Here is an 11,951-nt window from a genome sequence, read left to right as displayed (position 1 = left end):
GATGCCTCATCCAGTACCTTTGCCAGACAGCTGCCGGGTAGGCCGGCCTCCGAGCAAACCTTCCTGATCCGGCAACATGTCACCGATCTGCAAACCGCTATCGTCAATGCTGTAAAGGCGTAACTCATCGGAGTGAGCGCTGGCCCGCACCTTGACCACGGCCATGATGCGCAATAAACGGCTTTGCACTTCAATGTAGCGCTGAACGATGATTGCATCGGTGAGAAAAGCCGTGCCGTAAGGACTGAAACGCAGATCCGTGTAGCGATCCTCCAACTCCGAGGTCAGCAATACACTGACACCGGCGCTGGTCAACGCGGTGACCATGCGCGACAGCGACTCGCGAAAGTCTTCGCGAAAGGTCGGCGCCAGGGCCAGTTCGAACCCCGACAGCGAGTCAATCACCACCCGTGTGGCGTTCAGGCGAGCAATCTCGCTCAACAGCAACTGCACGATCTCGTCGATGGACAGATCTGGAGCACGGCTATCCACCAGCCCGACTTTGCCGCTTTTAATCAAGTTTGAGAGGGTGGCGTTCTGGGAGTGATTCGGGCGCTGCTCGAACACGGCGATCACGCCGTTTTCACCGTTTCGCGCGCCTTCAGCGAGAAACGATGCCGCGAGAATGCTTTTTCCAGAACCCGACGGGCCAGCAACCAACAGGGAGTAACCGCGCGGCAGGCCACCGCCGAGCATTTCGTCGAGCTGTGGCACACCCATTCCCAAGCGTTTGATGGGGAACTCCAGCGGGGCTTCGACCGGATTGTAGGGCGCAGGGGCAAATACCTTGATTCCCGATGGGGCGATACGGAAAGTGTGCAGACCCGGCAGCGTTGGCTGGCCACGCATCTTCATGATTTCCATCTTGCGCACCATGGAATTGCGCTGAACGCTCTGGCGCAGCCAGATCAGTCCGTCGGCCACGGTGAAAATCGGGTTGGTATCGGTTTCGGTAAAGTACTCACCAATCAGGAAAGTCGTGGCCTGCCAAGTGGTCATCAACATGCCCAGTTGCTGGACGAACTGCGGCAAGTTGTTATTCGGGTTGTCCTGGGTCTGGCTGGCCAGCACCACCGAGCGGAACGAGTCAACGAACACCAGCGCCGGGGAGTGCGCCTCCACCTCGCTGACAATGCGCCGCAGCACTTCGTCCAGATCCCCAGCCAGGGTGTCGTCAGCCAGGTTGACGTAGCGGATCGAATGATTGATCGCGTCGCTGTCGAAGAAATCGAACTGCTGCTGATAGCGCAGCATCTTCAGTGGCGGCTCACCCAGCACGGTAAAAAACAGCGCCGGACGTGAGGGGGTCGCCAGGGCAAACATCATCTGGTGCGCGAGGGTGGTCTTGCCGCAACCGGGTGGGCCGGCGATCAGATTGAACGAAAACTCCGGCAATCCTCCGCCCAAGACCTCGTCCAGTCCTGGCACGCCGGTGGCCAAGCGGTTGATAGTCACTTTGCTGCTCATGGCGAATTTTCCTGCGAAGGGGTGTCGCTCAAAGAAGAATCCCACACGTCACGAAGCAAACGTGCGGTAAGCGAGGGTCCGATCAGCGTGGTCAGCAACTCATAGAAAGTGGTCAGCAACATTTCACCGAAAAACCGCGCATCGGCTTCGCTTTGCTCAACAAGCACTGAATTCAGGGCGGTCAGAACCATGCCGGACGGCACCTTGTTGCAGGTGCTGGTCAGGCGCGGATGAGCGGAGCCACACAGATGCAGGCTACGGCGATACAACGCGACAACCCCTTGCTGACCAATGACGGGCGTCAGGGTCGCCTCTATATCCTGCAAGATGGAAACGATCGCGTGGGCGGTCTTTGCAATGTCAGCGTTGGGGCCAACGCGGTGCGCCAGAGAAGCTACGATCTGACGGCTCTCTTCGCTTAGCGTGGACATGGCTAACTGGTATCCGATGGGCGAGTATCGATAGTACACCCTCAAGGGCGTTACCGAGACCCTATTGGATAACGCAATGCAATTGCGCTCATTCAAGAACTGGATTGAACTGTGGCGAGGGAGTTTGGTCCCTCGCACAATAAATCTTGAGTCACGCGTGGCCAGAAAACCCACTACCCCCTTTTGACTTTGAAGCGCCCCAGCACGCGCTGCATCAAAGATGCTCGCTCCGAAAGATCCTTGGCCGCCACCGCGCACTCTTGTGAGTTGGACTGGTTTTTCTGCGTCACTTCATCGATCTGCTCCAACCCGATGCTGGCCTGTTGCAGGCCTGAGGCTTGCTCGCTGGAAGCTTGATAGATCAATGAAACCAGGTTGGAAACAGCACTGGTTCCGCTGACGATGTTTTTCAGCGATTCGGCGGTCCGGCCTGCGATGATCATGCCGCGTTGCGTTTTGCTCGAGGAGTCAGCAATCAATGCAGCCGTCTGCTGGGCGGCCTCGGCGCTGCGGGCGGCCAGGCTACGCACCTCATCCGCCACCACAGCAAAACCACGCCCCAACTCACCTGCCCTGGCGGCTTCGATAGCCGCGTTCAACGCCAACAGGTTGGTTTGCGCGGCGATGTTGTCGATGGTGGTGATGATCGCGGTAATGTCTTTGCCCGAATTGTCGATTTCGGCCATGGCGGCAATCAGCTCACTCATCAATTTGTCGCTTTCCCCGGCATCGGCCCGTGATGCCTGGGACTGCTCATCGGCCTTTTTGGCATTGGCGGCGTTGTCCCGGGTCTGTGCGGCCATTTGTGTCATCACCGCGCTGATTTCAGTGATGGACGACGCGGAATTGGACGCCCCATCGGACAATGACTGGCTCAGGTCGGTAACCTGCGCCGAGCTGCCGGTGATCTGGGTGGCGCTGGCCTGAACTTCGCCAATCAGTTGGTTCAGATTACCCACCATCTTCTCCAGTGACCTGCCAAGGGTATCGTGGGGCGAAGACAACCGGACCTCCAGGTCCAGATCACCTTCGCTAATGCGCTCGGCCACCCTGACCTGCCGTTGCAGGCTTTCAGACATATCGTTGAGCGCGACAGACAACTGGCCCACTTCGTCCTCGGTTTTTTGCACCAGGCGACGCGAGAAATCCCCCAGGCTGATGTTGGCTGCCAAGGCGGCGGCTTCGCGAATCGGCCCAACGATTTTTGCGGCGGCAAACCACAGGGCGACCAGCGCCAACAGCGAAACGCCCAGGCCAACCGACACCTGCCAGATGCTGTTGCTGATACTGCGCGCCTGTAGCTCCTGCTCCAGGGCAATGGCCTGAGTCATGACCACTGCCTTTGGCAGGCGAATCAGCACCGCCCAGGGTTTACCTGTGCGCCCCAGCTCAATGGGCATCAGCACTTCGATATGCTGGGTGTGCGGATTGAGCAGACCGTCACCACGACCACTCTGGATATCGCGCAGCACTTTCTCCCAAGAGTCAGGCAACAAGGCCTTGATGGGCTGGCCAATCAGGTCGGTACGCTGACTGTCCGCGACTACCAGCCCCTGGTTACTCAGAATCGACACCGTGCCCTTGCCACCGTAGAGATCGGCCGACATCTGCTCGCTGAGTTTCTGGATAAAGTCGATATCGAAGTCAGCGCCGACCACGCCGTAGAACTTGCCATCGGATACGATCGGCACCGACAAAGTGGTCAGCCATACGTTTTTGCCCTGAACCACATAAGGAATGGGGTCCAGCACGCTTTCCTTCAGAGTGTCGCGTGGGCCGCTGTACCAACCCCCTTTGGGTACACCGTTCGGGTGGCGATCCGGGGAGTCATACTCGACCAATGGCTGTACTGCCACATGTCCGCCAGCGCTGCGCGTCCAGTAAGGCGTGAAGCGCCCGGTCAACGGATTACTGCCGTCCTGTGCGTTGCGCAACACAAGATCCTGACCATCCAACGCGTCCGGTTCCCAGCAGGAGTAAGTGCCATTGAAGTCCGGGTTATCTTTTAGAACACTGAGCAATACCGTGTTGATCTGCTCACGTCCCAACGCCAAAGGGCTCTGCGAAGCCTTGCTGGAGGCAAAGGTATTGGCCATGGTGCGGGCCGCATCCAGAGCATTTTGCAACTTGGCCTGAATGGCATTGGCACGGGACTCGGCCAGGTTCTGAATTTCCCGGATCGTTGATTTTTCAACCAGCGCCGAGACTTCGGTCGCCACGTATTGTTCATTAGCCCTGGCGGTAAAGAGCCCGTAAATAACCAGGCTAATTGATGAAACAAACAGACATACGCCTGCCGTGACACAAATGCGTGCCTGCAACGACTTGAACTTCATATCATCCCCTGCCTGATTATTTTTATTGCCAACGTTTAAGACGACAGCCTCAAACTTGTGCACAACACGGCAAATAACAATCGCTCACGGCTGTTTACGCTGTCCACGAGGCAATCGCCTTGAACGGACGCGGCGATACAGCTGCTTTATAAGTATTTGTGGCAGGTAGGGGCGTGAGTCACCTCACCCGAGAGGTGAAGGTATTCAGATCAAGAGCCGAAGGCCTTATGTCCGAAGACAATAAGAGCGGCGGGTGGAAAGAATGTGGAAAGCTGCTTTCCGGTCACCCCAGCGGACTCCCTTGAAGATTGCCGCTGCGTCCATTCAATCCATCAACCACAGCAGCAAATTAACATGGCCGACCTTTATACAAAATCAAACTTAAGACTTATACAAAACGGTACTTTAGTAGCGACTCCAAGCAACTAATCAAATCGCTCTGGTTGGCGGGTATTTTTTCAACGCTTTGCAATTCAGTTGTTTGCAAGGCCCGGCGGGGCCCACTCGCCTCCGCCGGTTGAGTACACGTCAGTTTTTTCTGCTTCTGGGCAGAAAAATCGCCAGGGCTCCAAACAACGGCAAAAACGAGCACAACCAATACACATACTCGATGCCGCGGATGTCGGCCAGATGCCCCAGCAGCGCGGCGCCAATCCCGCCGAAGCCAAACATCAAGCCAAAGAACACGCCGGCAATCATGCCGACGTTACCCGGCACCAGTTCCTGGGCATACACCACGATGGCCGAGAATGCCGAAGCCAGGATGAAGCCGATGACCACGCTGAGAATGCTGGTCCACAGCAGATCAACGTAAGGCAGGATCAGCGTGAACGGTGCCACGCCAAGGATCGAGAACCAGATCACCGCCTTACGTCCGATCCTGTCGCCTATCGGACCGCCAAAGAAGGTCCCCGCCGCCACAGCGCCGAGGAACAGGAACAGATACAACTGCGACGACGCCACCGACAGGTCGAACTTCTCGATCAGGTAGAAGGTGAAGTAGCTGGTGAAACTGGCCATGTAGAAATACTTGGAGAACACCAGCAAACCCAGCACCGCCAATGCACTCAAGACCCGGCCCCTGGACAGACCGTGAGTAGCCGCCTGGCCTTGCTTGAGCTTGAACAGGTTCAGGTGATTGGCGTACCAGCGGCTGATGCGGTACAGCACGAACAGCGCAAACAGTGCGAACAGGCCGAACCAGGCCACATTACCTTGCCCGTAAGGAACGATGATCGCCGCCGCCAGCAACGGGCCGAAAGCAGAGCCGGCGTTACCGCCGACCTGGAACGTCGACTGCGCCAACCCATAACGCCCGCCCGACGCCAGGCGTGCGACTCGCGATGCTTCAGGGTGAAAGGTCGAGGAGCCAATACCGATCAGACCGGCGGCCAGCAGGATCATGGCAAAACTGCCAACCATGGACATCATCACGATCCCGATCAGCGTGCAGACCGTACCGGCCGGCAGCAGCCAGGGCTTGGGGTGCCGGTCCGTGTGATAACCCACCCAGGGCTGCAGCAGCGATGCCGTCAACTGGAAGGTCAGCGTAATCAAGCCAACCTGGGTGAAGGTCAGCCCATAACTGGCCTTGAGCATCGGGTAAATAGACGGTAGTACCGCCTGGATCAGGTCGTTGATCAAATGCGCCAACGCCACGGCACCGATGATGCGCATGACCAAAGGGCTGCTTTGAGGTGTGGCAGGGATAGACGCGGTATCGACCTGGGTATCGCTGATAGCCATGGGAGTTTCCATACGGGGTTTGCACAGGAAGCGGATTCATCAATGTGCCATTTTTCGGTGCAGCAAGGCTATCCCCTTAGCTTGCTATCGACTTGAAATATTGTCAGCGAGCTCGGTAATAGCGCAAAGCCATGGTCTGAATCTTGCCTTGTTAACGGTCTACAACGCGGCCCCTTACAAAGGGGACCGAGAATGGGAAGTTTCGCTACAGAGCCAGCCTACAGAGCGGGCCTGGACAAACTTTCGAGGCCTTTTAAAAGGGCACCTGTTTCGGCACTGTGTCGAAACGCACAAAAATAGTGCAAAGGTGTTCAGGGGAGTATGGGCATGCAGGCTTTTCTATCACCGGGAATCAGGTTGCTGGGGCGTTTCGGCTTTGCCCGCAAATTTCAGTTGCTGTTCCTGCTTTTCATCCTGCCACTCATGGGCAGCCTGTGGATCATCGGCCAGGACTATCGCGACAAACTCAGCCTGATTTCCGAAGAACGCGCCGGGGTTCGCCAGTTGCTGGCCCTGGATAACCTGGACAACCTGCTCGCCGCCCAGCGCAACCGCGCGGCCCGTTGGCGAGCCACGGAAACCAATCGCCAGGCAACACCCGCAACGCTTGCCGCGATGGCGGCTTTCGATGCCGTGCAGCCGGCCCTCAACCAGGCCGCCAATGATCTGGGCAGCACCTTGCAAACCGAAGGTGCCGAAGCCGACACCCTGGCTCGCTTCCAAACGTTGCAAACCAGTCTCAATGGTCTTGATTCGAAAAGCCTGGGCACCGTCGGTTGGTGGCCGGACGGTTATGACCGCTTCACTGCGGCCTTGAGTGCCCTGCAAGCCTTGCGCGAGCAGATCGTCATGGACAATCGCCTGACCCTCGCCTCCTGGCTGGAAACCTACCTGCTGATCCAGATCTCGACCCAGCAGACACCGGACCTGATCGAGCGGGTCGGTCGCCTGGCCAGCGTTGGCCAGGCCTCCGTTGTGTCGGGTCAGTTCACCCTGCAAAGCCGCCTGCAATTGCGCGACCTGCGCAGCCGGATCGGCGATGCCCGGGATCAACTGGTCAAAACCGGTGGAGTACTGCAAGCGCGCCTGCCGAACGAACTGCAAGCCTGGGCCGGACAATTCCAAGACAGCCTCAAGCATCTGGATTCCGGCCTGAAAGTCCTGGATGAAGGGGTCTTCGCCGGCTCCATCAGCCTCAAGCCGGAAGAATTCGAGAAACACATGGATGCGCTCCTGGCGGACTTGGCGACCTTGCGCCAGCAGTCTCTGATGGCTCTGGATGCGCGACTGGACCACTACCACTCCTCGGCCATCCGCCAATTCACCCTGGTGGCCACGGTGCTGGGTTGTCTGCTGTTGGCCGCGCTTTACCTCTTCATCTGCCTGCAAGCGTCCATCCGCCGCAGCGCCAGTGGCATCACATTACTGGCCGAAGCCCTGCGTGACGGCAACCTCAGTCTGCAAGTGCCGGTACAAGGACGCGACGAACTGGCGGCCATCAGTACCGCTCTCAACGTTGCAGTGGTGCAGTTGCGCAACAGCCTGTTGGGCGTGGACCACGAAACATTGCAGTTGAGTAATGCCGTTCGCACCCTCAACACGCACTCCAGCGGCGCCCTGGGCGAAGTCGAAGCCCAACAGATGCAGATCAGCCAGATCGCCGCGGCCGCCACGCAACTGGCCGCCACCTCTCAAGGGGTCGCCAGAAGCTGTGAGCAGGCCTCCGACAGCGCCCAGCAGACCCGGCGTATCGCCGCCGACAGCAGCCGCGACAGTCAACGCACTACGGCGAGCATCCAGCAACTCAACCAGCGCCTCAACGAAACCGCCGCCGCATTGGGCCGGGTCAGCGAACAGGGGCAACAGATCCAGATGGTGGTCGACACCATCCGCGGCGTGGCCGAGCAGACCAACCTGCTGGCCCTCAATGCCGCCATCGAAGCCGCTCGCGCTGGGGAACAGGGCCGTGGTTTCGCGGTGGTGGCCGATGAGGTACGCAGCCTGTCGCAACGCACCCAGTCCTCCACCCAACAGATTGCTGGCACCGTCGACAGCCTGCGCGCTACGGTCAACGAAGCGGTCAGCCTGATGGAAGCCGCATGCGGCCAGGCCCAGACCGACGCGCAAGCCGTTACCGGCCTTGGCGAGCGGCTGGGAGAAATTGCCAGCGCCGTGCAGAGCGTCACCGATACCCTGGCGCAAATCGCCACCGCGGTGGACGAACAAGCCAGCACCGCCGACGAGGTCAGCGGCAATATCCAGCAGGTCGACCAGGCGGCCATGCGATTGCTTGAAGGGGCACGCGCCGTGAACCTCGCGGCGGATACTTTGAGCCAGGGCAGCCAGGCCCTGAGCGCCAACACAGGGAGATTTCAACTCGGTTGACGGGTATTTGCGGCGAGGATTGATAAGCGGTTGAAAGCGCTGAGAAATATTTCAGATTTACGCTTGACACATCTTCGTTACCGGCGAATAATGCGCGCCACTTGGCTACATAGCTCAGTTGGTTAGAGCATAGCATTCATAATGCTGGGGTCCGGGGTTCAAGTCCCTGTGTAGCCACCAAGTACTAAAAACGGCTTATCGAAAGATAAGCCGTTTTTTTATGCCTCGATAAAAGCCGTCCCCCAAGTCCGCGCTGATTTGCGCCCGACGCCTCGCATCGCTACAGTCGATCCCTATCCCCTGGCCCACGGATGGAGCGACACATGCTTGCAGATCTGAAACCGAATCTTCATCGCCTGTCAGCCGTTTCGCTGCTGGCTGTAGCCCTGGCACTCGTTGCCTGTAAGGCCCCGTCCTCCTCCACAACCCCAGCATTGCCCGTCGCACCGGAGATCGCCTCCGGCTATCGCACCGACCTGCAGACCCGCCACGCCGACAAGCACATGGCCGCGGCGGCCAACCCGCTGGCGGCCGAAGCCGGGCGGCAGATGTTGCGGCGCGGCGGCTCGGCCATCGACGCGGCGATTGCCATGCAGGCGGTGCTGACCCTCGTGGAGCCGCAGTCCTCCGGGATCGGTGGCGGTGCATTCATCGTGTTGTGGGACGGCAAGGCAGTACGTACTTACGACGGTCGCGAAACGGCACCGGCCGGCGCCACCGAGAGACTTTTCCTGCAAGCAGATGGCAAACCCATGCCGTTTACCGCCGCACAGATAGGCGGCCGTTCCGTGGGCACACCGGGCGTGTTGCGGGCACTGGAACTGGCCCATCGCAAACATGGCCGACTTGAATGGGCCACGCTGTTCGAGCCGGCCATCGCATTGGCCGAACAGGGTTTTGCGATCTCGCCCAGGTTGCACTCGATGATTGCGGCCGATGCGTCCCTGCCGGGGTCGCCGGACATGGCCGCCTATTTCCTGAACGCCGACGGCAGCCCGAAGGCGGTCGGCACCCTGCTGAAAAACCCCGCTTTGGCCGACGTGCTCAAGCGCATTGCCCGCGAAGGTCCCGACGCCTTGTACAAAGGGCCGATTGCCGAAGAAATCGTCGCCAAGGTGCAGAAGCATGCCAACCCCGGCAGCCTGTCATTGAATGACCTCCAGGGCTACGCCGCCCGGGAACGTGCGCCGCTTTGCACTGACTACAAGCGCTGGCAAGTCTGTGGCATGGCGCCCCCGTCTTCGGGCGGGATCGCCGTGGCACAGATTCTCGGAACCTTGCAGGCATTGGAACAGCGCGACCGCCGCACGGCCCTGGCCCCCATGAAACCCGTCAAGACCGATAAACCCGCCGGCATTGAGCCGACGCCCGAAGCAGTGCACCTGATCGCCGAAGCCGAACGCCTGACCTACGCCGACCGCGCCCTGTATGTCGCTGACTCGGACTTCGTCCCCGTGCCGGTCAAAGGCCTGGTCGATCCCGGTTATCTGGCCAGCCGCGCGAGCCTGATCGGTCCACGCAGCATGGGCATCGCCAAACCCGGCACACCACCGGGCGTCCAGGTGGCCTACGCCCCGGACCGTTCGCCCCTGCGCATCTCCACCTCGCAAGTGGTGGCAGTGGATGATCAGGGTGGCGCCGTGTCGATGACCACCACGGTGGAGTCGGCGTTCGGCTCACACCTGATGGTCCGGGGTTTCATGCTCAACAACCAGATGACCGACTTCTCGTTCATACCCGAAGAAAATGGGCAAAAGGTCGCCAACCGCGTCGAACCCGGCAAACGCCCCCGCTCGTCCATGGCGCCGACCCTGATCTTCGATCGCCAGAGCGGTGAACTGCTGGCCGCTGTTGGCTCACCGGGAGGCTCCCAAATCATCGAATACGTCGCCAAGTCAGTGATCGGCCTGCTGGACTGGGACCTCGACGCGCAAGCCGCCATCAATCTTCCCAACTTCGGCAGCCGCAACGGCCCCACCGAACTGGAACAAGGTCAGTTCAGCCCGACGCTGATCCAGGCGTTGAAAAACAAAGGCCATGCCGTGAGTGAAATCGACATGACCAGCGGGACCCAGGCAATCGTCCGAGTCCGTGATGCCCAAGGCAAAACCTCACTGGCCGGTGGAGCGGACCCGCGGCGTGAGGGGCAGGCGCTGGGGGATTGAGCGTCGCGGCCATCCGACCGGTCTGCGAAGTCGCGTCGCCGCCCATCGCAGGCAGGCTCGCTCCCCCAAGGGGTCAAGCCTTGGGGGGATCGCTCTGCGGTTGGTAAATCAGCAGATCGGCGGGCTGACATTGCAGATGGCTGCAAATGGCTTCGAGGGTAGCCAGGCGAATACCCTTGACCTTTCCTTGCTTCAACAAGGAAAGGTTGGCTTCCGTAATGCCTATCGCGGCGGCAAGGTCCTTGGATTTAACCTTGCGCGTCGCCAGCATCACATCAAGTTGAATAACGATAGGCATAGGGCTCTCAAACAAAAGTCCGGTTTTCTGAATCGACTTCACTGGCCCGGGACAATATCCGGGCAATGATTGCAATGCAGGCTGCAAGAAACAACGCGACAAACGACGGGGCGGTAACGCTGAGGGTAAGCAGACGCTGACCGACCGGTGCATTGATCGTCACCAGCAGGCTGAGAAACGGCTCACACAGGAAATCCAGCAGCACCCACAGCGCCACAGCGCGACCTACCTTCCCCAGGCAAACGGCTGCTTCGCTGGAAAAATACTCGCCTTGGGCATATCGCTGGAACAACTGCCGTAAATGGCCCAGCCCGAACGCCAGGGCCAGCAGCGGTATGCTCGACAACAGCATTGCGCCAAGGCATTGCCAACCAGTCAAGCGCATAGCCTCTGCTGACAAGCTCGACAGCTGTCGCTCGGTCAGGGCAAAGCCCAGACCGTATTCTGAAGCAACGTCAGGAAACAGCCAGACCCCGGCGTTGAGGACCATCATCGTGATAATGAAGACAAGTGTGATGACAGCCATGCGCTGGCTGTACAGGGCGAGACGATTCGAGGACATGGAAGGCTCCACAGAACAAAGGAAGCGCAAACCATAGCGGCGAAATTATCGCATAACAATAATTAATATGTAAAAAACGATAACATCAAACTCAAGTCGACAACTGATTGGCAAACTGGCTCACGGCATCGACCACCTTCTTCGCGCCATCCTGAATCTCGACGATCACCGTCCCCGCCTCCGCTGCCAGGGCCAGGCCCTGTTCGGCCTGGTGCTGGCCGTCGGTCATCAGTGCCACGGCGTTGCGGGCCATGTCCTGGTTCTGGCGAACCACGCCGACGATCTCATCAGTGGCCTGACTGGTACGCGACGCCAGTTGCCGCACTTCATCGGCCACCACCGCAAAGCCCCGGCCCTGCTCACCCGCCCGGGCGGCTTCGATGGCCGCGTTGAGCGCCAGCAGGTTGGTCTGTTCGGCAATGCCGCTGATGGTCTTGACGATGGTGCCGATCACCAGGGATTGCTCATTCAGGGCCTCGATGCCTTCGCCGGCGGTTTGCATGTGCCGGGCCAGGTCACGCATCACGCCCACGGCCTGGGTCACCACGGTGGTGCCGCGCT

The 11,951-nt window shown here is 59.4% G+C and carries 8 protein-coding genes, 1 tRNA gene and 1 pseudogene; 3 read left to right on the top strand and 7 right to left on the bottom strand.

Annotated elements, in window-relative coordinates; all coding sequences use genetic code 11:
• Positions 1 to 6: 6 nt before the first annotated feature.
• The 4 genes from MKS85_RS24040 to MKS85_RS24025 form a co-directional block, all read right to left on the bottom strand.
• On the bottom strand, positions 7 to 1,467 hold the full coding sequence (locus MKS85_RS24040) for an ATPase domain-containing protein (RefSeq protein WP_107322929.1): 1,461 nt from the start codon (positions 1,465 to 1,467) through the stop codon (positions 7 to 9).
• A complete protein-coding gene (locus MKS85_RS24035; protein ID WP_047229387.1) occupies positions 1,464 to 1,898 on the bottom strand; it encodes a hypothetical protein in 435 nt (144 codons plus the stop codon). Before MKS85_RS24035 ends, MKS85_RS24040 begins: the two co-directional genes overlap by 4 nt.
• A gap of 173 nt (positions 1,899 to 2,071) precedes the next feature.
• A complete protein-coding gene (locus MKS85_RS24030) occupies positions 2,072 to 4,234 on the bottom strand; it encodes a methyl-accepting chemotaxis protein (protein WP_047229386.1) in 2,163 nt (720 codons plus the stop codon).
• A gap of 528 nt (positions 4,235 to 4,762) precedes the next feature.
• Positions 4,763 to 5,980, bottom strand: coding sequence for an MFS transporter (locus MKS85_RS24025; protein ID WP_107322930.1), 1,218 nt, complete (start codon positions 5,978 to 5,980; stop codon positions 4,763 to 4,765).
• Positions 5,981 to 6,307: 327 nt separating this feature from the next.
• On the opposite strand from MKS85_RS24025, the gene MKS85_RS24020 reads away from it, so the two are divergent.
• The 3 genes from MKS85_RS24020 to ggt all read left to right on the top strand — a co-directional run bounded on the left by MKS85_RS24020 (position 6,308) and on the right by ggt (position 10,530).
• Positions 6,308 to 8,365, top strand: coding sequence for a methyl-accepting chemotaxis protein (locus tag MKS85_RS24020; protein ID WP_274091314.1), 2,058 nt, complete (start codon positions 6,308 to 6,310; stop codon positions 8,363 to 8,365).
• A 103-nt stretch (positions 8,366 to 8,468) separates the two neighbouring features.
• Positions 8,469 to 8,545: transfer RNA gene (locus tag MKS85_RS24015), tRNA-Met, on the top strand.
• A gap of 143 nt (positions 8,546 to 8,688) precedes the next feature.
• Complete coding sequence (gene ggt / locus MKS85_RS24010) at positions 8,689 to 10,530, top strand: gamma-glutamyltransferase (RefSeq protein ID WP_188252279.1); 1,842 nt, start codon at positions 8,689 to 8,691, stop codon at positions 10,528 to 10,530.
• 73 nt (positions 10,531 to 10,603) lie between these two features.
• On the opposite strand, the gene MKS85_RS24005 is transcribed toward ggt, so the two are convergent.
• The 3 genes and pseudogenes from MKS85_RS24005 to MKS85_RS29060 all read right to left on the bottom strand — a co-directional run.
• Positions 10,604 to 10,828 (bottom strand): helix-turn-helix transcriptional regulator, encoded by a 225-nt coding sequence (locus MKS85_RS24005; RefSeq protein WP_047229383.1) that lies wholly within the window; start codon positions 10,826 to 10,828, stop codon positions 10,604 to 10,606.
• A gap of 7 nt (positions 10,829 to 10,835) precedes the next feature.
• Positions 10,836 to 11,390 (bottom strand): DUF2975 domain-containing protein, encoded by a 555-nt coding sequence (locus MKS85_RS24000; RefSeq protein WP_107322932.1) that lies wholly within the window; start codon positions 11,388 to 11,390, stop codon positions 10,836 to 10,838.
• A gap of 91 nt (positions 11,391 to 11,481) precedes the next feature.
• A pseudogene (locus MKS85_RS29060) lies at positions 11,482 to 11,913 on the bottom strand (methyl-accepting chemotaxis protein); the annotation flags it as partial.
• Positions 11,914 to 11,951 lie beyond the last annotated feature (38 nt).

Origin of the sequence: Pseudomonas sp. JL2 (assembly GCF_031570495.1) — a bacterium.
In the GTDB taxonomy this organism is placed as follows: Bacteria; Pseudomonadota; Gammaproteobacteria; order Pseudomonadales; family Pseudomonadaceae; genus Aquipseudomonas; species Aquipseudomonas rhizophila.
The sequence above is the reverse complement of the archived record's forward strand: the minus strand, read 5'-3'. Positions and strand labels throughout refer to the sequence as shown.